This is a genomic window from Chryseobacterium sp. CG10_8 (assembly GCF_058117085.1).
Map to the genome: position 1 here is coordinate 42512 of NZ_JBYVEB010000005.1, position 25759 is coordinate 68270.

Sequence of the window (25759 nt, forward strand, 5' to 3'; positions counted from 1 at the left end):
ACAAATTTTCTTAAAAAAGTAGAGAAACGTTTTTCAATTTGAATAAAAAAAAGCTTACTTCATCAGCTCTTTAGCTTGCTTCAAAGCTGCATCGGTAACTTTGCTTCCCGAAAGGAGTTGCGCTATCTCTTGAAGTTTCGCTTTCTGCGAAAGAGAAATAATAGTGGATTGGGTTTTACCAGAAATATCTTCTTTGACCACCTTGTAATTATGATCTCCTTTTGCAGCAACTTGCGCAAGGTGGGTAATCACAATCAGTTGCATGTCTTGAGACATGACTTGCATCAATTTTCCCATTTCATCTGCCACTTTCCCAGAAACTCCAGTATCAATTTCGTCCAAAATCAAAGTTGGAAGCTCAGAGTTTTCCGCCATAATTTTCTTGACAGAAAGCATCACTCTAGAACGCTCTCCACCAGAAATCGCAGACCTAATCGGCTTCAAAGGAAACCCGGAATTGGCTTGAAACAAAATATCAATCTTATCCTTACCAAAAAAACCTAGTACATCACTTTCGGTGAGTTCTACTTGTATTTTGGCCTTTTCCAAACCAAGTTTATGAAGCAAATCTTCAATTTTTTCAGTAAAAACAATACTAGAAGCAAGTCTATTCTCACGAAGCTGAAGCGCCAAAACTTCTAATTTCTCTTGAAGAACGGCCAATTCTTTTTGGGACGTGGCAATTTTTTGTTCTAGTTCCTCAAAACCGCTTTGTTCATTGGATATTCGGTTTCGTATCTCAATGAGTTCTTCGATGGAATTAACTTGATGTTTCAAGAAAAGAGCATTAATCGCATTGACTTTGGATTGTAAATCTTCCAAAATCTTTGGATTAACTTCAATTTTTTCGGCTTCATTCTGAATTTCAAAAATAAAATCTTTAAACTCCAAAAACTGACTTTCGAATCTTGCATTTAATTCAGAAAAACGATGAGAAAGCTCTGCTGTCTTAGAAAGGCGATTCCTAATCTCTAACAAATGGTCAAGAACACCAATTTCTTCTTGGTCGATTCTTGCCATTACTTGAGAAAGATGCTCCGAAATATTTTCTGCATTTTCCTGCATCGAAAGTTGAGCCTGCAAGTCCTCCCAATTAATTTCATCCAAATGGGCATCTTCGAGCTCTTGCAATAGAAATTGTTGATAATCACTTTCCCGATTACCTTCAGCTAAAGCGGCCTTCAGGTTTTCAATTTCTTTTTTTATCGTTCGGAATTGTCCAAATTGCTTTTGATATTCGTTTAAAAGGCTTTTATTTTCAGAAAGTCCATCAATAATACGGAACTGATATTGCTCGTCAAAGAGTTGAGAAGTCTCAAACTGGGAATGGATATCGACCAATTGTTGAGACAGTTGTTTCAACACATCCAAAGTAACGGGAACGTCGTTGATGAAGGCGCGCGATTTTCCACTTGGCAAAATATCTCTTCTTATAATCGTGTGCGTATCGTAATCCAAATCGTTCTCTTCAAAAAATGGTCTAAACTGGTCACTAATCTCGAATTCAACTTCGACGGTACTTTTTCTTTCGGGGTCCGAAATATTTTTAGCATCAGCTCTTTCTCCTAAAATCATTCTTAATGCACCAAGAATAATAGATTTACCAGCGCCGGTTTCACCGGTTATCACCTGTAATCCACGGTCCAACTTGACTTCTAAAGAATCAATGAGCGCAAAATTCTGAATAACGATTTTAGATAACATAGTATAAGGAAAACAAAGACCTGCGATATAGGTCAGGTTGATTCTGACTACAAAAATAAAGTTTTAAAAGGGAAAAATAACAAAAAAGCAAAAGGGAATTTACTTCCACTTATCCCAATAGTTTTCGGTATTTTTAGGATTAAAGAGAATCATTAGCTGTTTGAGCTCTGTCATATTAACCGAAGCATTATTACCACTGCTGAAAATATTATAAATCTCCAAACTCTTAGCATCAATAAAGAGGCTTATCGCATAATTCTGCTGGAAAGAGTTTTCGTACTCCTTCAATCTCATTAGAGACTCTGCAATAGTTTTTTTGGCAGGGCCTTGGTCGGTTTTATAAAGATTATCCAATCCATTTCTGTGATACGTATAATAGATCCCTCTTAGATTAGATAAATTAGGATTCAAAATACCCGTAATTAGAGAAAGACGAGATTTGTTGCCTTCCGTTTGGCTCCAACCATCAAAACCTTTGTTTTGTGAATTTTGACCAATTTGCTGAGCTTTAGTGAACCATTGTTGACCTCCTCTCATCTGGAAGCTATCTGCATCATACCCTAAAATCAAGTAAACATAAAAGCTTACCACATCGATAAGATTTTTCCCAGAAAACTGCCTTTCATTGAAAATTAAATTCTCGTTTTCGACATAATCAAAGGTAAATTTGGTATCATTAATATTAATCAAAGGACTTTCGTAGATGGTTCCGTAGACAGGTCTCACCGCTTGCACAACCACACTACCAGTAAATCGGTTTCCTTCTCTCGATGAAATGATAATTGAAAAATTGGACTTAATTTTTTCAAAATTCTGAAGTTTCTTGCCTGTCCAACTGGTATTATTGATGAAGTCTCTGAGGTTTTTTTCCAAAGTTTTAAAAACCTGCTGATTACTTCCAGGGACTTGCTGCGCATTGATGGCAACATTCGCAAACAATTCCTGCGAAAATGCACTTTGCGATATAATAAATAAAAATATAAAAACTAATATCTTCTTCATTTTCAATAGTTCAAATTTAAGAACGGAAATATAGTTAAATTATTTTGAAAGTTGGTTTTCAACGAAATCCAAAATATCTTTTGCCACCTCTGCTTTAGATTTCAACCCAAATTCTACTCGCTCTTCTGTGGTTATAAAAGTCACTTTATTGGTTTCTCCCTGAAATCCTGCTCCTTCATCGCGAAGCGAATTAAGAACAATCATATTAAGATTCTTTTTCTGCAACTTTGAAGTGGCGTTTTCAGTTTCATTCTGAGTTTCTAAAGCAAATCCTACTAAAAATTGGTCAGACTTACGCTCACCCATCGTTTTCAAAATGTCAGGATTCTTCACCAACTCGATAACCAAGCTTTCATCATTCTTTTTAATCTTTTCCTGGGCAACCTCCTTAGGCGCATAATCAGCAACGGCCGCACTTGCAATCGCAATATCAACATCTTCATAAAAACGAAAAACTTCATTATACATTTCCTTTGCAGAGGTAACTCGCACAATTTCTATGTTAGAATGAATAGGCTTAAGAGACGACGGCCCCGAAATAAAAACAACTCTTGCTCCTCTCCCAGCTGCTTCTTCTGCAATTGAAAAACCCATCTTCCCGGAAGAGTGATTCCCAATAAATCGAACTGGGTCAATCGCTTCGTAAGTTGGACCTGCTGTAATCAAAACGGTCTTGCCTGCAAGTGATTTAGTATTATTATTTTCAAAGTAATTTGAAATCGCCTGAGCAATAGTTTCCGGTTCTGCCATTCTCCCTTGTCCCACCAAACCACTCGCCAATTCTCCATGTTCTGCAGGAATAATGATATGTCCAAAATCCTGAGCTAACTCCAAATTTTGCGAAGTTGAAGGATGCGCATACATCTCCAAATCCATCGCTGGAGCAATAAAAACAGGACATCTAGCTGACATGTAAGTTGCTAAAACCAAATTATCACACATCCCATGAACCATTTTTGCCAAAGTATTGGCCGTACAAGGCGCAACAAGCATAACGTCCGCCCAAAGTGCCAATTCTACATGATTATTCCAGGTTCCCTTATGGTCATAAAATTGAGAGTAAACTGGTCTATTAGAAAGCGTTGAAAGGGTTACTTTTGAAACAAAATTCTCCGCGTCCTCAGTCATCAGCACTTGTACTTCGGCATTATCTTTCACCAAAAGACGAACCAGAAAATTGATTTTATAGGCTGCGATTCCGCCTGAAATAGCGATAAGAATTTTCTTTCCTTCCAAACTCATAAGGTCACAATTAGATGACGAAATTAACTAAAAAAATCCATTTTGATACTATAACAAAAAAGTCGCAAACAAAATTTGCGACCTAATATTTTTCAAATCAAAGAAAGATTAACCTTGAGGTTCTGTCTTTCTGAAATATACTTCTCCTTCCAACCACTCATTAATTGCAATAGATGTTGGTTTTGGAAGTTTTTCGTAATGCTTAGAAATTTCGATTTGCTCTCTGTTTTCGAACACCTCTTCCAAATTAGAATTATGAACAGCAAATTCGTCCAATTTGTTGTGCAATTCTGTACGGATTTCCGCATTGATTTGCTCCGCTCTTTTTCCCATAATTACGATAGCTTCGTAGATAGAACCTACTTTTTCTTCGATTTTATCTTTATCGTAGGTGATGGTACTCAATTCTGCTTTTGTATCTTTTACACTCATTGTTAAGTTGGTATTATATTGATAAAGGGTTGCAAATGTACAAATTATCTTTTAATCTTGAAAGTAGCTGCAGGTGGTGGTGTTGCATTTCTTGCACTATCCTGTAAAGCTCTCTGCATTTTAATCTCTTGACTATCCTGCTCTTTCAATAGTTTATCCGTTTTTTTATTCTGTTGTTCCTTCAGCGCCAAAGCTTTCTGTTTAGCATCTAATTTTGCAAGTTCTGCTTCTCTTTGCTGTTTAAGAATCGTAAAACTCTCTTTCTCTTTCACAAGCTTTTCACGCATATCAACAGCTGCCTTGGCAAATTCTGGCTTAGTCTGCTCCTTTTCTACATATTTGGAATAAGCAATAGCATTGTCTAGCCTTTCCATTTTAAGGTCAAAAATCGACTTCATCGCCAATTCGTAACGAGATTTCATTGTATAATCATAAATCTCTGGACGGAGTTTCGTTGATGGAAAATCATCAAGTACATTCTGCAAAGCAACATTAGCTGCTTTGTAATGACCAATTTTATAGTACTGTCTTGCATTTTCATAAGCTTTGAATTCTAGCTTATACATTAACTCATCAATTAGTTGAGTAATATTTTTCGAACGCTCAGAATTAGGATAAGCATTCAAGAAATTCTGCAATTCATTAATCGCCAATTCCGTATTTTCTTGCTCTAGATTATAATCCAAAGAACCTTCATAATAACACAATGCAGACATATAAGCCGCTTCTTCTACTCTCGCATCTTGAGGAAAAGTCACCGAAAAATTCTTGAACTGATGTCCTGCAAGTCTATAATTTTTATCGTAGTAATTGGCGAAAGCTGAATTGAAAACCACATTAGGTGCATCATCTGTCCCTGCAACCAAGTTAGAAAGTCTCTCGTACAAAGGAAGCGCCTTTGACCATTTCTTCTTAGCATAATAGTCATTAGCAGTCTTAAGTATAACGTCCTTTTCGGCACTCTTCATTGCAAGGTCATATGGACTTTTACAGCTTGAAATGGCCACCGCAACAAAAATAGTGATGATGATTTTTTTCATAAAAAGTAAATCGATTTTCTTTCGAATTTATTGTACAATCCGAAATGCAAAAATAAAGTTTTTTTGTCAAATAGCCTGTTTTTAAGAAAGTTTAACTTTTAGCCCTCCTGCGCGTAGCCCAAAACAGCAAAAACACTCAACAATAAATTGGATTGAACTTTCTTCTGTGCCTCACTCAAAATCTTGGTTTCGTCCTCCGTTGCCAAATAAGTTTTAATAAAATCAATATTACGAATAGTGAATAACGCCGAACCTAAAATATTGGTTAAGATATCTTCTGATTTGGGCGCAAATGTGAATACGCCAGTTGAAATCCCCTTTCTAACAACTTCCGACATTTTTATCGTACAATATTGGTAAAATGCCATCAATTCCTCTTTCAACACTTTGTTATGACGAAGTTCTTGCGTAACAAAACCATGAAAATGATGCGATTTGAAAAGCTCCGAAATCAAAAACTGAATAATCTCTTTCATCTGCATTTCGGGTTTTCCACCTCGGATGGTTTCTGCAAATTCTGAAAACTTTGCTCTTATTTTTCGGACACGATGCTGATAAAGCGCAGACATCATCTTATCCTTCGACCCAAAATAATAGGAAATCATCGCAACGTTCACATTGGCTTTTGCAGAAATATCTCTAACTGAGGTACCTTCAAAACCCTTTTGGGCAATGAGTTCTTCAGCGACATTAAGAATATGAATTTGCTTTTCGTTGATTTCTTTTTTCATTGTCAGAAGTTCCTTTTTTGGTAAAAGTAAAAAAATATTAGAATATAAAGCACAAGTTACTTTGTACATTACCATCGAATTCAATAATTTTGAAGATGACCTTTTTCGACTTCCACCATCACCATCCCCATATGAAAGGAATCTATAATCTTTCAATGTTTGAAAAGATTCCTGAAAACCAGCTGTTTTCTGTTGGCATTCATCCAAAATACATTTCCGCGCAATGGGAAAAAGAAATGGCTTGGATACAAGAAGTCTCTAGAAATAATAATTGTGTCGCCATTGGTGAATGTGGCTTGGATGCCTTTTCAGAAACTGATAAAGCACTGCAAGAAAATATTTTTAGAAAACAAATAGAATGGGCTAACGAAATCAAAAAACCCCTGATTATCCATTGTGTGAAAAGGTTTTCCGAAATGCTTCATTTCAAAAAAATAACGAAAGTTCCCATGATTATTCATGGATTCAATAAAAAGAAAAGTATCGCTGACGAACTTTTAAAGAAGGATTTTTACCTCAGTTTTGGTGTTGCGATTTTGGAAAATGTATCTTTGCAGCAAATCGTAAAGGACACTCCCATTCATCGCTTTTTCCTAGAAACGGATGCTGCTGAAATCCCTATCGAAGAAATTTATGAAAAAGCATCTGATATAAAGGAGATTCCGCTCAATACATTGGTAGAACAAATTAACCTCAACTGGGAAAACCTCAAAAATGGATAAGAACTGGCTAGAACGCACTGAGCTTTTAATCAAAGAAAACGGACAAGAAAAACTTCAAAACGCTCAAATCCTCGTTGTTGGACTTGGGGGAGTAGGCTCTTTTGCAGCAGAATTTTTAGCAAGAGCTGGTGTTGGAAAAATGACCATTATTGATGGAGATGTTGTAGATATTACCAATATTAATAGACAGCTTCCGGCCCTACATTCCACAGTTGGCAAGGCAAAAGTTGAAGTGGTATCACAAAGACTTCTTGACATCAACCCAAAGCTGGATTTAACTCCAATCAATGCTTTTATGGAGCCAGAAGATATGTCAAAAATTTTAGAAGAACATCGTTTTGACTATATTCTCGATTGCATAGACAGCCTTACACCAAAGCTGACCTTGATTAAGGAAGCGAGAAGAAGAAAATTAAAAATAATTTCAGCGATGGGAGCTGGTGGAAAAATAGACCCTTCCAAAGTGATGGTTAGAGATATTAGCAAAACAAGAAATTGCTACCTCGCAAAACAAGTGAGAAAAAGATTAAAAAAAGAAAATATTAATAAAGGGTTTCGATGTGTTTTCTCAACAGAATTACAACGAGAAGATAGCCTTAGAATGACCGATGGTACTCATTTTAAAAAATCTTTCTACGGAACCATCAGCTATATCCCTGCAATCTTTGGGTTGTATGCAGCATCTGAGGTCATCAATTATTTACTAAATTCTAAAAATTAGAAGTTGTAAATTGCACCAGTTAATGTTTTGTCAAGACAAAAACCGACAACTAGAACCTAATAACACTCCTTTGAATAACACATATCCAAAAAAAGAAAGACTAAAGCAAGAAACCGAAATTTCCTTATTGTTTCAAAAGGGAAAGTGGGATCGTTATGATAATATTACCATTATCACTTTAGGAATACAAGGATTAGAAAACAATAAAGTTGGGGTGTCGGTGTCCAAAAAGTTCTTCAAAAGAGCGGTCGATAGAAACCGTATCAAAAGATTATTAAGAGAAAGTTACCGGCTGCACAAAGACCTCTTTCAAAGAGCATATGGAGAAGAGAATATTGCAATGCTCTTTTGGAAAAGTAACAAAATGCCTGAAAAACTATCAGAAGTAGAGTCCCTTTTCACTGCACTTTGTGAAGCAAGAATTGCAAAAAGGAAATTAGCATAGTTTTTGTAAATTTGATGAAGACTTTTAACTAAAAGAACACGACATGTTAGACAATATTCCTTTTATACAATATCTTTTACCAGCTTTCATTGGTATTGGACTGGCTGCAGCTTCGGGATTCCGGGTTTTCCTTCCTATGTTTGCAGTAAGCTTAGCTTCGTACTTTGACATCATCCCCACTAACGAACATTTCGAATGGCTGGCGGGTTTACCAACACTCATCACAACAGGAATCGCAACCATCGTAGAAATTTTGGCGTACTATATTCCTTATGTTGACCACCTATTAGACTCGTTGTCCGTTCCACTAGCAACGATAGCAGGTTCGGTATTATTCGCTAGTCAATTTGCAGATATTGGGACATTTCCACAATGGGCTTTAGCATTGATTGCAGGAGGAGGAACTGCTGCCGTTATTAGTTCGGGGTTTGCGGGAACTCGAGCTGCGTCTACCGCCACAACTGGAGGATTAGGCAACGCTGTTGTTGCCACCACTGAAACTGCAGGAGCTGGAATCATGTCCGTTCTTGCAATCGCAACTCCCGTTATTGCAGGTATTATTGCTATTATTCTGGTTGTTGTTGTGATTAAAATAGGGAAAAAAGTTTGGACAAAATTCCGAAACTACAATTCTGATAAGTCTGACTTAGATTCTGCGTAAACCAATCTGAATAAGAGTTTCACAAAAATTAAATAAAAAAAAAGAAGCAAATTAATTGCTTCTTTGTTCTTTAATCTCTTGAATGCGTGATTCGAAGTAATCCTTCTTTTCTGGATGTTTTAGGATAAGCATTTCGAAAGCTTTGATGGCTTTTCCATATAACTTCTGCCCAGCATAAATATTGGCTAAAGTCTCAGTCATTAGATGTGAAATATCATTGCTTTTCTCTTTCACCACATAATCGCTTTCTTCTTTAAGTTTGGAAATTTTCGGTTCCTTCTCGATGAAAGTCTCGATAACCTTAGATTTCTTATCTTCAACTTTATCAACCAACGCAGTTTCCTCTACTACTGGCGAATCCGTTTTACCAAGTTTAAGCCAATTTTGCCAAGTATTTATAAATTGAGGCACATTGCTCTGAGCGGAAACCTCTACTTCCGAAGGCTTTTCCTCAATAATCTCTATTTTGTCCGAGAAGAAGGAAACGTTAATCACAGGTAATTCCTCTTGAATCTGCGCTTTTTCATTAACCATAGGCTTTTCAATAGCTGGAGTATCAATTTTGGGAGTTTCTTTTTTCCCTATAAGTGCATCAGGTACATTAAGAGCAATTGAAAGTGGCTTCCAAGTAGATTCGGTCTTAGTGGCTAATTTTTCTTCAGAGACCTTAACTTCATCGACCTTAACTTCGGTTGGTAAAATTGATTGCTTTGTTTCTTCCTGACTACTAGTTTGATTCTGAGCTACAACAAAATCCTGAGTATCCGCAAAGCTAATTTCGCTTGATGCTTCTACTGGTTCAATAATAGGAGTAGATTTTTGCTGGGCTTTTTTCTGCTTCATTTTTCGCTCTACCTCTGCAATTAGCCTTTGCATCTCAGTTTCCTGTTTATCATTAGTTTCAGAAGTCCGCGGAGTACTGCTTCCTTCTAAGTGAGAAGGCGTAATCTTAACTTCCGGGAGAAAATTAGATGTCTGATGAAAATTAATATCTGTCGAATTTTCAGTAGATTCAATTTCTGGTCGTTTTGCTTCCTCAACAACAAGGTTTTCTACATCAACCGTAAAATCTTCCGCTATTTTGTCTTCAACAATAGTCCCTTCTTCAACTTGCGAAACTTCTTGAATCTCCACGATTTCTACAACCGAATCAATCGATTTTTCTTCAGATAATTCTTCAACAAGTGATTCGGATAGAATAACTTCATTGTCAATAATATGATTATCTATCACTCCTACAGATTCTGCTTCTACAACTAAATCCTCTGGTGTTTCATCAAAAGAATTGATTGGTGCAAGAATCTCATTTTCGACAACAAAATGCTCTTCCACTGTTACAATCGCCTCTTCAGGCTTTTGTCCGTTAATCAATTGATACAATATCTTTTTATCTGTCGTATAAGCGGCAGTTTCTGATAAAATAGAACTATACTTCTCTGGGTAAAACTGATGAATACCCAACAAGTAAACTGCCCTTACACTTTGTAAATAGGATTTTTGTTTGACCTCGTTTTCCAACAAGGCCAAATCATCATTTTCCAACAATTGGGGAACTTTCAAAAGCTCTATCACTCTTGGATTCATCATTACCAATCTGCTACTATATCGTTAAAAATTTTGTTGATAATTCTTTCGTTAACTATCTTGACTTGAGACGCCTCCACTTGGTTAATATCTAGACTACTATCAAAAGTAGATTCGTCCGTGTAAGACCTATCAAAACTTTTTTCAGGCTCAATCTTGTTCTCGTAATGAATCTTAACCGTCATCGAAAGCTTATTTTGTGCCGCTTGAATAACATTTCCGGAGGTTGTAGTGGTTGCCGAAGAAATTGTTGTCGGAGAAATATTGTAATCAGTTATTTCTCCTTCAATCATAATATCGGGATTGCTAGCTGCACCCTTTAAAGTTGTTCTTTGAAGAAAACGTTTATTAATATCAATATTAAATTGCTGCGCCAAGGTAGGATTAACCAAGGCTGCATTATTAATGATTTCTTTGATTTGAATCGTTTTATATTCGTCTCCAAGATTACTATTAGTAAAGGTATAACAAGAATTCAAAAGCATTGAACTCCCTAGAAAAAATAATCCGAGAAGAAGTTGACGAAAATTCATTTTAATATTCTGATTTACCAATTTCGTGAATTTCATTTTTAGTAACCTGTTGTAAAGCATCTTCTTGAGAAAGATAAGACATAACATAATACAAAGGCATCGTTAAAAACAAACCAATCCCACAAAGCAATACTCCAATCTGACCAATAAAACCGATAACAATACCAAAGAGAAAAATATTTAAAATGTTATTAGTTGTCATTATTTTGGATGCGTTCCATGCTTGCGCAAGATCAGTCATTCCTCCTAAAGAAATAAGGCCAATCATGTAATAAGACTTGAAACTCACATATAATAATGTTGCTAAAAATAACACCCCATAAATCATTAAAAACACCGTCATTATTGGAGACATATCCTCCCCGCCCCCAGTAAAGGGAATAACAAAAAGCAAAGGGATGTATAAAACTATAATAAGCGCCATCAATATTAATAGAAGTTTGAAATAAATCACGAAATCTTTGAAGTCAAAGATATCTCCAGCAGAAGCCATCCTTCCCTCTCTCTTATTTCTACAAAATTTAAAAAAATTACCTATTCCTAAAATAGAGCAGAAGGGAATAATAGACATTACCATTACACAAAGAAATGCAATGATGTAATCCCCAATATCTTTTTTAAAAATTTCAATACCCTGATTGATGTACTCTCCAAATTTGAATTCGACTGATTTTGGACTAATTTGTTTTCTAACTTCCATAGTTTTTCCTTTTAATTTAATTTGTGTTTATTTTAATCTGTTGTAATACATCTTCTATTGCGGAATAAATGACAATTAAACTAAATGGAATTGTAATTAATATGCCTATTCCAAATAAATAAAAACCGCCAACTCCTATTATTAGCACCAAAGTAAAAAAAATACCCATTTTTACCAAATTTTTGCTAATAATCTCCTTTGTTAATCTAAAGACCGATTTGATATCTTTAATCTCTCCCAATGATATAAGTCCACACATAAAAAATGTCACCGGTATTGCATAAATAAAGAATGCAAATGAACTCCAAAAAAGCGTCCCCAACAAGTAGTCCAAAAAGGAGTTAGGTTCTGCTTCACGGTAATAAGCATAAATTGAAAGCGACAAAATTGGGATGGATACAATCATCACCATCGCTATCAAAGTTACAAATAGCTTTATATAAGTTGAAGAATCAGAAAAATCCAAAAGCATTTCTAAAGAAGCATCTTCCATTTGTTTTCTTTTTTTACAGTATTTAAAGAAATTTCCAATTGCATTAAAACTCATAAAAGGTATGAAAAACAAAAACAACGTACACAGAAAAGGAACAGCAATACCTTTATAATTATTCTTAAAAAAAAGCCAACCTTGACTAAAGTACTTTAAGTAATCAAATGCTATTGGCCTTGTCAAAAGGCTATTCATTAATCTTCTAAATTATACTGCTTTATTTTTCTATACAATGTTCTTTGAGAAATACCCAACTCATCTGCTGCTTTGTTTCTTCTTCCATTATGCTTCTCCAATGCCTTAACGATAAGATCTTTTTCATTATTTTGCAGCGAAAGTGACTCAGGCTCCGCCTCAACTGCTTCGACATCTTCAACATCATGATAATCTTCTGATGGACTAGAAATAATCTCAGGTTGCTGTGGATGATTTCTACTTCCGTTTTCAAAAAATAGCAAAGAATTAGAATTAACGGCTGGAGTTTCCGGATTAAAAACCCTTCCTATCAAATCCTTTTCTTGGTTAGAAAACGTCTGTGTTCCTCTATTTTTAATAAGCTCCGAAGTTAAGGATTTTAAATCATTAATATCGTTACGCATGTCGAAAAGGATTTTGTACATAATCTCCCTTTCGGAATTAAATTCTGAACTCGAAATTCCGCCTGAATTTTTCTGAATGACAGCTGGTAAATTAGCATTCATCGGAATATATTCAGCCAATTTCGTGGAGTTGATTTCACGATTTTGTTCAACAACGGTTAATTGTTCAACTAGGTTTCTCAACTGTCGAACGTTCCCTGGAAACGAATAATTTTCTAAATAATGAACGCCATCATCGGTTAATTTTATTTCAGGCATTCTGTATTTTTCAGCAAAATCAATCGCGAATTTTCTGAAAAGTAAGTGAATATCGCCTTTACGTTCTCTTAAAGGAGGCATGTCCACTTGAACCGTGTTCAAACGATAGTATAAATCTTCTCTGAATCTTCCATCTTGAATGGCTTTCATCATGTTGACATTCGTAGCTGCAACAATTCGAACATTGGTTTTTTGAACTTGTGAAGAACCTACTTTCATAAATTCGCCACTTTCTAAAACTCTTAAAAGTCTAACTTGGGTCTGAAGTGGTAATTCTCCCACCTCATCAAGAAATATAGTTCCACCGTCTGCAACTTCAAAGTAACCTTTTCTGGTTGTGGTAGCTCCTGTAAAAGCGCCTTTTTCGTGTCCAAATAATTCGGAATCGATGGTTCCTTCAGGAATTGCACCACAGTTGACCACGATGTAAGGTTGATGTTTTCGTTTGGATTCTGAGTGAATAATTTTTGGGATAAATTCTTTTCCTGTTCCACTTTCTCCAATAACCAAAACGGTAATATCGGTTGGTGCAACTTGAATAGATTTTTCCAACGCACGATTAAGTGCAGGATAGTTTCCTATGATTCCGAATCTATTTTTTATGGATTGTAAGTCTGTCATTTGTGATGTGGTAATTTGTTAATTTGTTAATGCGATAATTTCTAAGACGTTTTATTAAACGTATTACCTAATTATAATATCAAACCATTCTCCCCAAAAGCGTTCCCTGGGTGTTATCGTAAACAAAAACAGTCACAATGTCTCCAATTTTTTGTCCCTCTTGCTTATCAAAAACGCAAACTGCATTTTGGGAGTTTCTTCCTTTCCACTGGTTTTCGTTTTTCTTGGAAGTTCCTTCAATCAGGATTTCGTGATTTCTTCCGGTATAAGATTTCATTCTTTTTCGGGATAATTCGCCTTGCAATGCAATCACTTCGGCTAATCTTCTTTGCTTAACATCTGCAGGAATATCATCTTCCATTTTCTTGTGAGCCGGAGTTCCCGGTCTTTCGGAATAGGCAAACATATAACCGTAGTCATATTCCACTTCACGCATTAATGAAAGTGTATCTTGATGGTCTTCTTCCGTTTCGGTACAAAACCCAACAATCATGTCTTGAGAAAATGCAATATCTGGAACGATTTCTTTGGCTTTTTTAATTAAAGCTAAATATTCTTCCCTTGTGTGTTGACGGTTCATCAATTGCAAAATTCGGTTGCTTCCACTTTGAACAGGAAGATGCACATAATTACAAATATTATCGTATTTCGCAATCGTTTTGAAAACTTCCTCCGTCATTTCATGAGGATTAGACGTTGAAAAACGAATTCTCATTTCTGGAACAGCCACCGCAACCATCTCTAACAATTGTGCAAAATTAATTGCTGTTAGTTGCTGGATTTCGGAAGCATTTTTGAAATCTTTTTTCGCTCCACCGCCAAACCAAAGGTATGAATCTACATTCTGACCCAAAAGTGTGATTTCTTTGTAACCGTTGTTCCATAGATCTTTACATTCTTCGATAATTGAATGTGGATCGCGACTTCTTTCTCTTCCTCTCGTAAAAGGTACCACGCAAAACGTACACATATTATCGCAACCTCTGGTAATCGTAACGAAAGCGGTTACTCCATTACCACCCAAACGAACAGGATTGATATCTGCGTAAGTTTCTTCTTTAGAAAGAATTACGTTGATCGCATCACGTCCGTCTTCTGTTTCTTTTAAAAGATTGGGTAAATCTCTGTACGCATCTGGACCAACTACCAAGTCAACCAAATGTTCTTCTTCCAAAAATTTGGTTTTCAAGCGTTCTGCCATACAACCAAGAACTCCAACGGTGAGGTTGGGATTTTCCTTTTTCTGGTTTTTGAATTGTGAAAGTCGCATTCGGACTGTTTGTTCCGCTTTTTCTCGAATGGAGCATGTATTCAACAAGATAAGGTCTGCTTCTTCTACATTGGTTGTCGTATTATACCCTTGACCATGTAAAATAGAGGCAACGATTTCGGAGTCTGAAAAGTTCATTTGGCAACCATAACTCTCCAAAAATAATTTCTTGGTGTTTTCTGATTTTTCTGCAATTGCAAAAGCTTCGCCTTGTTTGTTTTCGTCTATATATTTTTCTTGCACGATTTTAAAATTTTATGAAATTTGAGCCTTTTGGTTCAAGATGCAAATATAGTGAAAAAACTGACAGAATGGCAGACGCTCACCTAACATTAATAAATACCGGTAATCTGAACGGTGCATTTAGGGGAGTTCCTTTATACGTAGCAGGTTTGAATTTTTTTCGAATATTCCCGACACAATCGACTATCATTTTTTCAAATTGTGGATTTTGAAAGTTGGTATCAACAAAAATATTTCCAATCTCTCCTTGCGTATCAACATCAAAAGTAATTTGAAAACGAATGCTGGAGTTGAATCCAAAAGAGGAAACATCAATGCAGGATGCAAATTTTCTCCTGTATTCTGTGATTCCGCCAGGAAATTCCGGAGGTAAAAATTGATCTTGATCTGGCATCCAATTGGAATCTCTAAATAAATCGTTTGGAGCAAAAATAATTCTAGTTAAAGCTCCCACTTTTTTGCCGTTTACTTCTGCGGGAGTGTAGTCTTTAAGTGCGCCCAAAACTTTCTTCCCCAACGAAAAAGCGCATTTGTTATTTTCTAGCGCTGCCGTATCGTCGTCTTTTACATATTGCACAGATCCATCTGATGATACAATGATGCGAAACACCAGAACCTCCGATGGATTGTCGCAGGGCGCGACATTATTTTTAACCAAATACCGATGTGCTTCCTCGTAAAATTTTTCATATCCTCCTTTGTAAAAAACTTGATTTTTTGGGTATTCAGGCAAAACTTGTTGCTGAGCATTTGTGTGTATGTATAGAATAAAGCAAATGTAGAGAAGAAATTTATTTTGCATTTTTTCCTTTAAAAATATAAAAAATTTCTCATAGCAAAACTTTAGAAACGAAAAAAATAAATCCTAAATCTCCAAAAAAATAATGAAAGCTTCATCATCATTCCTTTTTAAAAAATTACTTCTATAAAAAATTACCGAAACTATACAATTTGAATCTAAAATCCGTAGAGAGTAGATTCTGGATTGCTTCTAGAAATATTGTGATCTTCTTATTTGTAATCAAAATTATAACGTGTGGAAAGTTAGTTACCATGCAGAAGAGGTACTTTAGAGTCTCTCTGGATAAAAGAAAAAATAGTAACAGAACCAGAAAATTAGTAGTAGCAGTGCCAGAACTTATGCTGATTTGGATCATGTTGTAGAGGTGCATGTTGTTTTTATAGGACGACCATCATAATGTTTGAAAGTTACCTAAAGTATCGTCACAGATTGCAAATCTGCGAAATCGGGACAACCCTGCTTTGGACACGCCCCATTTCATGGAAATAACGGTGATATAAAGATTATGAATCAGAGAAATAATCATGGTTCGAGAAAAACAGTAGGAAAAGATATGCCAATGAATGCGTCTGTATTTTAACATTATCTCTATCAAGTTACTTGTCCTGGATTTAAAAATAATGAAATCATAAATTTCGAGAGTTCAAACAGCAAATATTGTAAAAATACTATATACCGTTTGATAAGAATTAAAATATCACCCGATTTCCGCGCATTAGGAATAAGTAACTAGGAATAAGAAAAATCTTGCAAAAAGCGTGGGTTTTGTTTGTTTTATAGAGCAGCAAAATTTTATACAAACAAGTTTATTAAATTTTTCAACCCAAATTAGCAATTCTTTAAAAAAGTAAGATCCTATATAGATTCACCCATTTTTTGTACCACTTACAAATAGTGTCTTTGTATAATTTGACGGCATTTTTTGATGGTTTTCTTCAGAAATATGAAAACTATCCTTGAGGGAGAAGATTTACAAAAATTTAGTCCACTGGAAAAAAATCTTTCCAATTCGTCCCCTGTGAAGTACCAAAAAAACTGGCATTGGATTATTTCCAATGCCAGTTCAAAACGTATATGATATTAAATTTAAAAATCTTTTAGTTCATAAATTTGCATTTCAGCACTTGTTCTTTGCTTAATATTTCCTTTTGTGCTATCAGAGGAATAATCCAAATAAAAGGAAAATGTTGTAGAAGCTGGTAAATCAATATAAAAACAAGAATAATAAGTAGCAAAGGTATCTGTGATAATTTCATTATCATGGGTTACTTGTCCTAAAATATTTCCTGCAGTATCTTTTAAATACGTAGCAAAAGACACATAATATATTCTGTGTGCTGTCGGATTAATTGGGGTTCCTGTGGAAACAATACTATTATTTGCATTAACATCTACAGAAAACTCAACTTTGTATTTTCCTTTTGGTAAAGTAATTTCAGAATTCGTTGCATTATAGGATGAATTTCTAATCTGAGTTGAAACTAACCCCAATTGAACAATCTTATTATTGGTACTTGTGGTACTGGTTGTAAGCAAGGTTGCAGTACTATTAGGGTTCGCTAACGTTGACAGTACCATTGTACCTGCAAGATCCGATCCTACAAACATTTTATTCCAACTGTTCACATACCAATAATACAAACCTTTGGAATACGCTCCTCCATTATTATAAATGATTAAACCATCTGCTGGTGCATTTACAGGATTGGTTGGATCGCTAATGCTGGTAAGGGTATAGGAGGGGAAAAGCATTCCTTTGTTGGTAGAATTAATATCTAACATTGCAGAAGCATTTGGTGCATTGGTACCAATACCAACCTGTGCTTTTGTGTATTGGGAAACCCCAATTAAAAAGATAAATGTATATGAAATTAATTTTCTCATGGGTCTAATGTGGTTTTTTGGAAATGAATTGAAATATCTTTAATCGTAATGGCTCCATTGTTAATGCCAGTTCCACCAGTACCATAATAATAAGTTCCACCAGCGTCCATCCCTAAAGCTAATTTTACCGTTATTGGCGAAATCACATTAAAACTAAAGTCAAAATTGGTGGAAAATGTATGCACTCCTGTTCTTACTACAGAGTTATCAGAAGTTGGTTCACCATAGATTGTAGTGGCACCATCAAACAATCTTGCCATCATTTTTATCAAATGGACATCATAACCTGCAACACCTACTGCAGGGTTAAGTGTAGGGATGTCAATATTTGCATTTACGTGGATTGCATAATAACCAGGAGGAAGCGTAAAAGTTCCTGAAGGTGTTCCTACAAGTCCAGAAATATTATTAGAAAACTGAGTCCAATTGGTTGTAGAAGGTATTTGATAACTTCCTACTGCCACGCCTCCTAATGCACTAAAGGGAGTCATTACTCTATATACTGCATCGGTTACTACATTGCCAGAATCTCCCATTAATTTCCATTGGTCAACATCCCAATAATAATACCCATGAAAATTTGCACCCCCTTTATTATAAACAATCATTCCATTGATAGGATTAAGAATTGGCGAGGTGGCATTTTTTAAATCATCCAACAATTCTACTTTTGGAAATAATACTCCTTTGTTATCAAAATTCTCTACTTGGAGAATCGCAGAACTATGATTAGTGGTACCTCCTCCTATATTTACCCCACCATTCTGCGAATAGACGTGAGCGGAAAGAAGTATCAACAGACCTATAAATATATTTTTCATTTTAATTATTTAATATTTTTATCGTTTAATACTTGTTCACTTTTATATATGATCTAGACCGTGAAAAAGAAAATTGATCTTGAAAGCCAGAACCAGACATTCTTCCTAAACGGAAAAACAATGCATACCCTTTACCCGAAGCTGTTTGCGGAATATTAAAACTGTAGATTTGTGTCATCCTATGTTCGGTATCTATTTTGGAAATCACCCCATATTCTTTTCTTAATACTGTTTTAATAGGAGTAAAAGGCAACGTAGAAGTTGGCTGTACTGCTGATACTGTAGTCGTTGCCAAATCATACTCAAGTAAATAACAATCCGTTAGATAGCCCATATAATAGTAAGGTGAAGTCCCATTTATTGGCACATTTGAAAAATCAGTTGCAGGCGCAGTAAAATAAAAAGTAACTTCAAATTTATAAGTGCCTGGTTCAATATTAATACAATAAGCACTCCCTTGCACAGATCCTGTTGTAGTTGAACTTGCAATGGCTAAGGATAACGGCGATAAATTTAAGTTTACAGATTTTAGACCCATCAAATTAGCCGTCGAATTATATTTAAAAATATCTCTCCCATTGTATGTATCAGAAGAAAATGGCACATATCTACCTGCAGGTTGATCATTCAGAATCAATTGATCGGTACCTGTATATTCAATAATTGCTGATTTACCTGTTTCTATGTACGGGATTCCTCTGTCCCATTTTGGGATGCTAGTATTCCAAAAATAAACTCCACTTTTGTCTGGATTGCCAGTATTGTTATACACGGTAACCCCATCTTTAGGTCCGTTTACAGGAGAAGTCCCATTGGTAAGTGCTAATAAATTAACTCTAGGAATCACAACTGCTTTGTGTCCCGTGGTAATACTTACGGCGGTTTTACCCGCTACGTAATTAGCCCCACCGTTAGTCACTGTAATTGCTGTAATCACTCCATTGACAATTGTTGCAGTTGCTCTTGCTCCTTTTGCAATCAAAAAAGTATCATCCATTCCATAGATACTTATTTGTACAGGGCTATTATAATTTGTTCCACCGTTAGTTACAGTTACTGCAGTTATTTGTCCGGTGGCGCTTACTGTTGCAGTAGCGGTTGCGCCACTTCCTGTAGTCATTGCATTAGAAGATGCAATATCTAATATTGCAGAAGGTTCAGAGTTTGCTTTTCCAATAGCAACTCCTTTGTTTTGTGCTTTATAAAAACCAGTAATACTGATTAATATAAGGAAAATTAATAAAGTTGTCTTTTTTTGCATTTTAGAAATTTAATTTTTTCATCTATATTTCTTTATGATTATAGAGTCATTTATAATGATTTGTCTAATATTTAAAATCATCAAATAAAATTTTAATAACAGATTTTAAGCCCAATCAATATCAAATTTTATTTTCAAAATTTTTTGATTGGTGTATATTGTGGCTTAAAATATTAAGATAAATATGGTGGAGGGCGAACTTGTAATTTATTATGTAAACAATTGAATATTGCAAAAGATCTATAAATGGTTTTTTCTTTAATGGTAGAAATAACCACCAAGACTTTTTCTTGCACAAAACCTCCGTAGTTTGCAAAATCATTTTTAGGACTTGGAATCAATAGTCCGGTAAAATTTGAATTATTGCTAAAATAGAAATCTGTACTTCTTGTTTTGGTATTCTGTATCCTAAAGCTTGGCTGAACTACCTTTAGTTTCTTTACTTTCGCCAGAGAGGGCTTGTTAATTTTGACTTCTTTTATTTTTTGAAACGTCAACCGTTTCTTCTGTACCAGTTTCTTTTTTCTTATAATGGAGATTTTAGCATTAGAAAATTCTAAACCATGAATTTCAGTCCCACCAACCACATATATTTGTGAGGTGTTCTCCGTGCTTAAACTATCTGATTTTTTTACTGGATTTTTTGGAAAAAAATTTACAGACAAAAGAAGAAACAATAAAACAATGAACACCCTTAAAAAGGAGCCGCCATTAAATTCTAAATATGATTGAAAATCATATAAAAAATTCTTTTTATTTATTGCTTTGTAGTACAAAAGATTCTATTTTGGAACGACACTATTGCAAATATCATGCCGTTTTATGTTTTTTTTATTTTTTTTAATGCTTTAATAATAAAACTTTACTTTTTTTATCATTTATGAGTGCAATTTACAAAATAAATATTAATTTTATTACAAACTTAGCTGTTTTCTATTTACATTTTTCGGATGGTTTTGAAGAAAACCCTCTAGTTACACAACGTTTTAATACGTTATCAAAATAAAAACTGTATTTAAAAAAAAAGAAGTATTTAGGTTCTTTTTGAGTTTCCAGCGATGTATGGAAGACCGTGTTTTGCGTGAGGGCGTAGCTGGAAATCCCACAGCAAGTGTTGGGATTGAAAGGAGCGAGGAATTGCAAGCGAAGACCGACCTGTTTGTAGCACTGGAAAATCCAACGGCAAGTTTCTCAGAAACTTGCCGTTGGATTTTTGCTTCTTGAAAAACAGGGCACGCCCAACTTTTAGAGTATTTCGATCTGATTTCTCAATAAATCATCAAACTCGTCTCTCTTGCGGATTAAATGTGCTTTTCCGTCCAAAACCAGTACTTCTGCAGGCTTCAATCTGGAATTGAAATTGGAACTCATCTCAAAACCATAAGCGCCCGCATTTCTAAACACTAAAACATCGCCTTCACGTACTTCATTTAGTTTTCGGTCCCATGCAAAAGTATCGGTTTCACAAATGTTTCCTACAACGGTATAGATGCGCTCTGCTCCTTTTGCATTGGAAAGGTTTTCGATTTGATGATACGAATCGTAAAACATAGGACGAATAAGGTGGTTGAATCCTGAATTTACACCCACAAAAACCGTAGCCGTGGTTTGTTTTATGACATTGGCTTTCACCAAGAAGTGTCCGCTTTTTCCCACTAAAAATTTACCCGGTTCGAACCACAGTTCGAATTTTTTTCCGCTTTCTTTTTGGAAATCGGCAAGTGCTTTTTCTACTTTTTTTCCTAGAGATTTCACATCGGTTTCCATTTCATCGTCTTTGTACGGAATCTTGAAGCCACTTCCCATATCCAAATACTTCAGATTTGGAAAATGATCCGCCAACTGAAACATGATTTCCAAACCTTGCAAGAACACGTCTGGATCTTTTATCTCGCTTCCGGTGTGCATGTGAAGCCCTTCAATACTGAGGTTGGTAGATTTCATCACCCTCTCTATGTGGCGAAGCTGGTGGATGGAAATTCCAAACTTGGAATCAATATGCCCTGTAGAAATTTTGTAGTTCCCTCCTGCAAAAATATGCGGATTGATTCTTACAAAAATAGGATAGGAATCTCCATATTTGTTTCCGAATTGCTCCAAAATGGAAATATTATCGATGTTTATGTGGACTTTCAGTTCCATGGCGTCCTCGATTTCTTTTAGATCCACGCAATTTGGCGTAAAAAGAATTCGATTCGCTGGATAACCCGCCTTTAGTCCTAGCTTTACTTCGTTGATGGAAACACAATCCAGATTGGCTCCCAATTTTTCAACATATTTCAAAATATTAATGTTCGAAAGTGCCTTACAAGCGTAGAAAAACCTTGTACTCTTGTGAAAAGACGAAGTCAGCTTTTCGTACTGTTCTTTGATGGATTCGGCGTCATAGACATAAGTTGGAGTCCCAAATTGCTCAGCAATTTTTAGTAAATCTTTGTTGGTCATATTTCCTTTTTTATAAATTTTTGATGGTAATTTTACTATTAAATTTAAACGCAAAGAGCGCAAAGATTTTATAACAACTATTCTTTTATAAGGCCGCAAAAGCGTTAGCACTTATATAAAGTAAGCAAGTTAAATTCAAAATAATAATTACTACCACAAAAAAAGCAGAATCTTTTGGATGAAGAGTCTGCTTAAGATTGATTAATATTTTTATACAATAGTTGCAACTCTTAAACATTCCAAACCTTAGAGAACTTAACAGCTCCCTTCTTATTGTTCTTATTTTGTTTAAGATTTTGCATTGTTTTGTTAAAATTTTTGCCAAAAATAAGATATAGTTTTAATTCTACAAAATTGAAGATGAAAAAATTACATATCTTCTAACTCGTTAAAGTAATCAGTCGGAGCAACGCCATAGCGCTCCCTGAAGTTATTACTGAAAAATTCTGGAGAAGTATAACCTAACATTTTAGAAATTTCTTTTATTTTCTTTTTCCTAATAGATGGATCATTCCGCATAAGGTCGTCCAAATATGCAAATCGCAAGTCTTGAATATAAAAATTAAAAATTTTCCCTGATTTCACCTTGATAACCCTTGCAAGGTACTTATCATTGGTGCTCATTTCAGCCGCCAGTGTTGAAAGTCGAAGATTGCTTTTTAGGAATTTTTTCTTTTTTTCAAACTGATCCAGCTTTTTCAGAATCTGTATTGCTGTTTCTCTACTAATTGGTAAATACTCAGAGTAATCAGATTCTTTGGGGATTTGCTCAACTGGTCTCACTACAGGTATTTCTTCATCTATTAATGCTTCCTCAGTAGGTAACTCCTCTTTTGGTTCAACATTCCGAATAACTTCGTCCTCTTTCTCGATATGGTCGACGGCTTCCTCCCGATTTTCGATAGATTCATGAACTTCTGCATGAGCAAAAGAAACTTTGTTTTCTTCTTTCTTCATTGGGGTAGCAGCCTGGCTCTGCTCAAGCACTTCTCTCTTTCTTCTCTTGTTATAAACAACCCACAAAAACAGACTAAACGCTAACAAAACAACAATCCCTCCAAAAAGCCACCTCTCTCTCTTGCGATCCCCTTCTAATTGGGCTTTCTCATCCAAAAGTCGTTGGTCATCATAGTCGGACTTTATTTTTGCTGCAATATCCTTTTGTTCGGATGCAAACTTCTTATCATAAGCCAACAGACGATCCACAGCAACAAGTTGCTCATCTCGTTTTCCTATGTTTTTGTAATAATCAATATAGAACTCAAACATCGGACGAAACTCCATCGAAATCCTTCCCGTCTCGTCATAATCCCGAATAATTTCGTTAAAATAAGGCAACGCTTTCTCCAACTCATCAAGTTTCCAATAAGACATTCCAAGATAGAATTTCTCGTATAAGTGTTTCTCTTGGTCTTTATACAAACTAAGAGATTGATTGAACTTCTCAATTGCAGGAAGATACTTTCCTTGCATATAGTCGTTGAAACCAAAGATAGTGTTAAAATCACCTCTAAGCAAAGTATAGTCTTTATTATTTTTATAAAAGTTATTAATTTCAGAAACTAATTTGATATTCTCATTAAAATTACTTGTTCTTGCATTTAGTTTAATTAGAATTAACTTGCTGCTTAAATACTGCAATTTAATATCATTTGAAGGCTTTTCAATCATCTTCCATTCATAATAGCCTGCAATACTTGTTGCCAATTCTCTTGCTTCTTTATAGTCTCCTACATAATATTTAATATTAGCAATTAAACTCTCATTACTATAAATATATTCCTTAGAATTTTCGTTTTTTAAATAATCATTAGCAATAATTGCATAATCAAGCGCTTTGGAATATTGGCTAATCGAAAATTGTAAAGAGGCGCCTGTTGAATAAGCAAGACCAATCAAACGAGAATCTTTTGTCTTAACACTAAAAGTAATTAATGAATCAGAATAATTGACTCGCTCATTAAGGTCAGACGCATAAATTGTACAATAAGAATAACCTGTAAAAATTCCTAATTCATTATTCTTCTCTTTAGCTTTTTTAAGATAAAGCTTTGCGATTTTTGAAACTTGATTTCCGTCTTTTGTTTCCCGATAAATATTCATTTCTAAAGCATTTAATTCTTCATCAGAAGTATTTTGCCCAAAAAACAAAGAAAAAAGCAACAAAAAAAACAAAGAAAAGAACCGAAAAAACATCAATTCTTTCCTTTGGTTACTGATTTTTCTGCGCATAGAAGATAATTTTTATACAAATATAATATTTTTAGCTAATCAACTGTATTTCAGTAAACAAAAAATATATTTTTTTCCTTAATCACAGACGTCATTTCCTCATATTACAGACAATTCTTTATTAACCATGTAAATTTTTCTTTTATCACAGTCTGTAAAGAAACGGAAGTTTGCAAATCCCTTTTTCACGACCCTATATTTGACTCAACGAAACGAACTAAAGTTTCTACCTTTCCAACCAACCCAAAAATTAAAAACATGATTGTCTACTTTATCAATATTATTTTATGGATTTTAGAAAAATTCGTGTAATCGTTAAAAATCGAATTCGAATCATATAGAATCAATTTATTATTAACTCTTAAGTATTAAGAATATGAAATTGAACTTTAAAAAAATACTAATTGCAGTACTTATTAACTTAATCCTTGCAATTGTAGTGATAAAAGTGTGGGGAATTAATTTGTTTGCTCCTTTACTTTTCGTTGCAGTAGTATTATCTCTAATTAACAATAAAAAACAATCATGAAAAAAATTGCCTTTTATCTATTGCTTTTATCCTTATCAAGTTGTAAAAGCAACCTTATCAATATGTATTTTGAAAAGACTGGTATCTACGATGAAGTAGTTGCTTTGCAGAAAATGAATGTTCAAAACAAGGAAGTCGTATTTATTCCGATGGTTCATTTGTCCACAGAAAATTTCTATAAAGATGTTCAGAAAAAGGTGGATTCTTTAGATAAATTAGGATATCATTTTCTCTATGAAAAAGTCGATTATGGTAAAGCAGAAGAAAACAAAATGCGTAAACTAAAACATCTCATGCGTTTACCAATTGGCAAAGACCTTAAATATTCTGATATTATGGAAACAATTAAGCAGAAGTATCCCAATGTAGAACTAAAGAAAAAATTAGTGGATCAACCTTCATATGAAACATTTGGCTTAAATTCTACCAATAGTGCAAAAGCTGATGCTACTCTCCTTGAAATTTTGGAATATTATGAAGGCAAATATGGCGAAATTCAACTCAGCGATTGTGAACTACATTTACCTCTTGAGGAAATTTTCACTTGTGATACACCAAAAATACCCAAAGAAAAAGTAGATGATGCTACAATCAATTTTAGAAACCAAAAGGTTGTGGATGAAATCCTAAAAAGCACACATACAAAACTCGCTATAATATATGGAAAAAACCATTTCAAAGGAATTAATGAAAAAATGATTGAGAAAAATAATAAATAATATAAAACGATTTTATGAAAAAACAACTTTTAACAATCCGTGTGTTTGCAATAACCCTAATAATTTTA

Annotated in this window: 25 protein-coding genes; 6 read left to right on the plus strand and 19 right to left on the minus strand. The window is 34.7% G+C overall.

The features are described 5' to 3' along the window. Window positions 1-54 precede the first annotated feature (54 nt). The 6 genes from AC4AGG_RS01965 to AC4AGG_RS01990 all read right to left on the minus strand — a co-directional run bounded on the left by AC4AGG_RS01965 (window position 55) and on the right by AC4AGG_RS01990 (window position 6151). The gene (locus tag AC4AGG_RS01965; RefSeq protein ID WP_489770295.1) at window positions 55-1704 is read right to left on the minus strand and encodes a DNA repair protein RecN; all 1650 of its coding nucleotides are present in this window, start codon (window positions 1702-1704) and stop codon (window positions 55-57) included. 99 nt (window positions 1705-1803) lie between these two features. Then, on the minus strand, window positions 1804-2706 hold the full coding sequence (gene porD, locus AC4AGG_RS01970; protein ID WP_489770296.1) for a type IX secretion system protein PorD: 903 nt from the start codon (window positions 2704-2706) through the stop codon (window positions 1804-1806). A 39-nt stretch (window positions 2707-2745) separates the two neighbouring features. Further along, window positions 2746-3948: a bifunctional phosphopantothenoylcysteine decarboxylase/phosphopantothenate--cysteine ligase CoaBC gene (coaBC, locus tag AC4AGG_RS01975; RefSeq protein ID WP_489770297.1), complete on the minus strand. Its 1203-nt coding sequence runs from the start codon at window positions 3946-3948 to the stop codon at window positions 2746-2748. Between the two features lie 108 nt (window positions 3949-4056). Beyond that, a complete protein-coding gene (locus AC4AGG_RS01980) occupies window positions 4057-4380 on the minus strand; it encodes a DNA-directed RNA polymerase subunit omega (RefSeq protein WP_489770298.1) in 324 nt (107 codons plus the stop codon). 44 nt (window positions 4381-4424) lie between these two features. Further along, window positions 4425-5420, minus strand: coding sequence for an outer membrane protein assembly factor BamD (locus AC4AGG_RS01985; protein WP_489770299.1), 996 nt, complete (start codon window positions 5418-5420; stop codon window positions 4425-4427). Window positions 5421-5518: 98 nt separating this feature from the next. Next, window positions 5519-6151: a TetR family transcriptional regulator gene (locus AC4AGG_RS01990; protein WP_489770300.1), complete on the minus strand. Its 633-nt coding sequence runs from the start codon at window positions 6149-6151 to the stop codon at window positions 5519-5521. A 95-nt stretch (window positions 6152-6246) separates the two neighbouring features. Between AC4AGG_RS01990 and AC4AGG_RS01995 the strand changes: the two genes are divergently transcribed. From AC4AGG_RS01995 to AC4AGG_RS02010, 4 genes are read left to right on the plus strand one after another with little or no spacing between them, the layout of a single operon-like run. Then, entirely contained in the window at window positions 6247-6873 is a 627-nt protein-coding gene (locus AC4AGG_RS01995; protein WP_489770301.1) for a TatD family hydrolase, read from the plus strand. Continuing rightward, window positions 6866-7594 carry a tRNA threonylcarbamoyladenosine dehydratase gene (locus AC4AGG_RS02000; protein ID WP_489770302.1) on the plus strand — a complete coding sequence of 243 codons (729 nt, stop codon included), beginning with the start codon at window positions 6866-6868 and terminating at the stop codon, window positions 7592-7594. The genes AC4AGG_RS01995 and AC4AGG_RS02000 overlap by 8 nt, the downstream gene beginning before the upstream one ends. A gap of 22 nt (window positions 7595-7616) precedes the next feature. Next, entirely contained in the window at window positions 7617-8039 is a 423-nt protein-coding gene (gene rnpA, locus AC4AGG_RS02005) for a ribonuclease P protein component (protein WP_489770303.1), read from the plus strand. A gap of 43 nt (window positions 8040-8082) precedes the next feature. Beyond that, window positions 8083-8700, plus strand: a complete 618-nt coding sequence (locus AC4AGG_RS02010) for a DUF4126 domain-containing protein (RefSeq protein ID WP_489770304.1) — start codon at window positions 8083-8085, stop codon at window positions 8698-8700. 51 nt (window positions 8701-8751) lie between these two features. Here the strand turns inward: AC4AGG_RS02010 and AC4AGG_RS02015 are convergent, their stop codons facing one another. From AC4AGG_RS02015 to AC4AGG_RS02065, 11 genes are all read right to left on the minus strand, one after another. Then, complete coding sequence (locus tag AC4AGG_RS02015; protein WP_489770305.1) at window positions 8752-10287, minus strand: DUF8458 domain-containing protein; 1536 nt, start codon at window positions 10285-10287, stop codon at window positions 8752-8754. Continuing rightward, the gene (gene lptE / locus AC4AGG_RS02020; protein WP_489770319.1) at window positions 10287-10817 is read right to left on the minus strand and encodes an LPS assembly lipoprotein LptE; all 531 of its coding nucleotides are present in this window, start codon (window positions 10815-10817) and stop codon (window positions 10287-10289) included. Before lptE ends, AC4AGG_RS02015 begins: the two co-directional genes overlap by 1 nt. Window position 10818: 1 nt before the next feature. Then, entirely contained in the window at window positions 10819-11517 is a 699-nt protein-coding gene (locus tag AC4AGG_RS02025; RefSeq protein ID WP_489770306.1) for a hypothetical protein, read from the minus strand. 16 nt (window positions 11518-11533) lie between these two features. Further along, window positions 11534-12010 (minus strand): hypothetical protein, encoded by a 477-nt coding sequence (locus tag AC4AGG_RS02030; protein WP_489770307.1) that lies wholly within the window; start codon window positions 12008-12010, stop codon window positions 11534-11536. A 191-nt stretch (window positions 12011-12201) separates the two neighbouring features. Beyond that, window positions 12202-13485, minus strand: a complete 1284-nt coding sequence (locus tag AC4AGG_RS02035) for a sigma-54 interaction domain-containing protein (RefSeq protein ID WP_489770308.1) — start codon at window positions 13483-13485, stop codon at window positions 12202-12204. Window positions 13486-13564: 79 nt separating this feature from the next. Continuing rightward, a complete protein-coding gene (gene miaB / locus AC4AGG_RS02040) occupies window positions 13565-14998 on the minus strand; it encodes a tRNA (N6-isopentenyl adenosine(37)-C2)-methylthiotransferase MiaB (protein WP_489770309.1) in 1434 nt (477 codons plus the stop codon). 79 nt (window positions 14999-15077) lie between these two features. Then, window positions 15078-15800 carry a hypothetical protein gene (locus AC4AGG_RS02045; RefSeq protein WP_489770310.1) on the minus strand — a complete coding sequence of 241 codons (723 nt, stop codon included), beginning with the start codon at window positions 15798-15800 and terminating at the stop codon, window positions 15078-15080. Window positions 15801-16886: 1086 nt separating this feature from the next. Further along, on the minus strand, window positions 16887-17684 hold the full coding sequence (locus AC4AGG_RS02050; RefSeq protein ID WP_489770311.1) for a phage tail-like protein: 798 nt from the start codon (window positions 17682-17684) through the stop codon (window positions 16887-16889). After that, entirely contained in the window at window positions 17681-18505 is an 825-nt protein-coding gene (locus tag AC4AGG_RS02055) for a phage tail-like protein (protein WP_489770312.1), read from the minus strand. Before AC4AGG_RS02055 ends, AC4AGG_RS02050 begins: the two co-directional genes overlap by 4 nt. Window positions 18506-18530: 25 nt before the next feature. Continuing rightward, window positions 18531-19766 carry a phage tail-like protein gene (locus tag AC4AGG_RS02060; protein WP_489770313.1) on the minus strand — a complete coding sequence of 412 codons (1236 nt, stop codon included), beginning with the start codon at window positions 19764-19766 and terminating at the stop codon, window positions 18531-18533. A gap of 173 nt (window positions 19767-19939) precedes the next feature. Beyond that, complete coding sequence (locus AC4AGG_RS02065) at window positions 19940-20542, minus strand: hypothetical protein (RefSeq protein WP_489770314.1); 603 nt, start codon at window positions 20540-20542, stop codon at window positions 19940-19942. Between the two features lie 268 nt (window positions 20543-20810). On the opposite strand from AC4AGG_RS02065, the gene AC4AGG_RS02070 reads away from it, so the two are divergent. Further along, window positions 20811-20990: a hypothetical protein gene (locus tag AC4AGG_RS02070; protein WP_489770315.1), complete on the plus strand. Its 180-nt coding sequence runs from the start codon at window positions 20811-20813 to the stop codon at window positions 20988-20990. A 21-nt stretch (window positions 20991-21011) separates the two neighbouring features. On the opposite strand, the gene lysA is transcribed toward AC4AGG_RS02070, so the two are convergent. Together lysA and AC4AGG_RS02080 are read right to left on the minus strand one after the other, a co-directional pair. Continuing rightward, window positions 21012-22211 carry a diaminopimelate decarboxylase gene (lysA, locus tag AC4AGG_RS02075; RefSeq protein ID WP_489770316.1) on the minus strand — a complete coding sequence of 400 codons (1200 nt, stop codon included), beginning with the start codon at window positions 22209-22211 and terminating at the stop codon, window positions 21012-21014. A gap of 369 nt (window positions 22212-22580) precedes the next feature. Beyond that, window positions 22581-24443 (minus strand): helix-turn-helix domain-containing protein, encoded by a 1863-nt coding sequence (locus AC4AGG_RS02080; RefSeq protein ID WP_489770317.1) that lies wholly within the window; start codon window positions 24441-24443, stop codon window positions 22581-22583. Window positions 24444-24968: 525 nt separating this feature from the next. On the opposite strand from AC4AGG_RS02080, the gene AC4AGG_RS02085 reads away from it, so the two are divergent. Further along, window positions 24969-25691, plus strand: coding sequence for a hypothetical protein (locus AC4AGG_RS02085; protein ID WP_489770318.1), 723 nt, complete (start codon window positions 24969-24971; stop codon window positions 25689-25691). Window positions 25692-25759: the final 68 nt, after the last annotated feature.

What these genes read in the sequence shown, in the direction of transcription:
- AC4AGG_RS02050 (WP_489770311.1), bottom strand. Translation starts at nt 17,684, where the DNA reads ATGAGAAAATTAATTTCATATACATTTATCTTTTTAATTGGGGTTTCC.
- AC4AGG_RS02085 (WP_489770318.1), top strand. Translation starts at nt 24,969, where the DNA reads ATGAAAAAAATTGCCTTTTATCTATTGCTTTTATCCTTATCAAGTTGT.
- AC4AGG_RS02030 (WP_489770307.1), bottom strand. Translation starts at nt 12,010, where the DNA reads ATGGAAGATGCTTCTTTAGAAATGCTTTTGGATTTTTCTGATTCTTCA.
- AC4AGG_RS01965 (WP_489770295.1), bottom strand. Translation starts at nt 1,704, where the DNA reads ATGTTATCTAAAATCGTTATTCAGAATTTTGCGCTCATTGATTCTTTA.
- lysA (WP_489770316.1), bottom strand. Translation starts at nt 22,211, where the DNA reads ATGACCAACAAAGATTTACTAAAAATTGCTGAGCAATTTGGGACTCCA.
- rnpA (WP_489770303.1), top strand. Translation starts at nt 7,617, where the DNA reads ATGTTTTGTCAAGACAAAAACCGACAACTAGAACCTAATAACACTCCT.
- AC4AGG_RS02000 (WP_489770302.1), top strand. Translation starts at nt 6,866, where the DNA reads ATGGATAAGAACTGGCTAGAACGCACTGAGCTTTTAATCAAAGAAAAC.
- AC4AGG_RS02080 (WP_489770317.1), bottom strand. Translation starts at nt 24,443, where the DNA reads ATGCGCAGAAAAATCAGTAACCAAAGGAAAGAATTGATGTTTTTTCGG.
- AC4AGG_RS01995 (WP_489770301.1), top strand. Translation starts at nt 6,247, where the DNA reads ATGACCTTTTTCGACTTCCACCATCACCATCCCCATATGAAAGGAATC.
- AC4AGG_RS02010 (WP_489770304.1), top strand. Translation starts at nt 8,083, where the DNA reads ATGTTAGACAATATTCCTTTTATACAATATCTTTTACCAGCTTTCATT.
- AC4AGG_RS02025 (WP_489770306.1), bottom strand. Translation starts at nt 11,517, where the DNA reads ATGGAAGTTAGAAAACAAATTAGTCCAAAATCAGTCGAATTCAAATTT.
- AC4AGG_RS01990 (WP_489770300.1), bottom strand. Translation starts at nt 6,151, where the DNA reads ATGAAAAAAGAAATCAACGAAAAGCAAATTCATATTCTTAATGTCGCT.
- AC4AGG_RS02035 (WP_489770308.1), bottom strand. Translation starts at nt 13,485, where the DNA reads ATGACAGACTTACAATCCATAAAAAATAGATTCGGAATCATAGGAAAC.
- coaBC (WP_489770297.1), bottom strand. Translation starts at nt 3,948, where the DNA reads ATGAGTTTGGAAGGAAAGAAAATTCTTATCGCTATTTCAGGCGGAATC.
- porD (WP_489770296.1), bottom strand. Translation starts at nt 2,706, where the DNA reads ATGAAGAAGATATTAGTTTTTATATTTTTATTTATTATATCGCAAAGT.
- AC4AGG_RS02045 (WP_489770310.1), bottom strand. Translation starts at nt 15,800, where the DNA reads ATGCAAAATAAATTTCTTCTCTACATTTGCTTTATTCTATACATACAC.
- AC4AGG_RS02055 (WP_489770312.1), bottom strand. Translation starts at nt 18,505, where the DNA reads ATGAAAAATATATTTATAGGTCTGTTGATACTTCTTTCCGCTCACGTC.
- AC4AGG_RS02060 (WP_489770313.1), bottom strand. Translation starts at nt 19,766, where the DNA reads ATGCAAAAAAAGACAACTTTATTAATTTTCCTTATATTAATCAGTATT.
- lptE (WP_489770319.1), bottom strand. Translation starts at nt 10,817, where the DNA reads ATGAATTTTCGTCAACTTCTTCTCGGATTATTTTTTCTAGGGAGTTCA.
- AC4AGG_RS01985 (WP_489770299.1), bottom strand. Translation starts at nt 5,420, where the DNA reads ATGAAAAAAATCATCATCACTATTTTTGTTGCGGTGGCCATTTCAAGC.
- AC4AGG_RS02015 (WP_489770305.1), bottom strand. Translation starts at nt 10,287, where the DNA reads ATGATGAATCCAAGAGTGATAGAGCTTTTGAAAGTTCCCCAATTGTTG.
- AC4AGG_RS01980 (WP_489770298.1), bottom strand. Translation starts at nt 4,380, where the DNA reads ATGAGTGTAAAAGATACAAAAGCAGAATTGAGTACCATCACCTACGAT.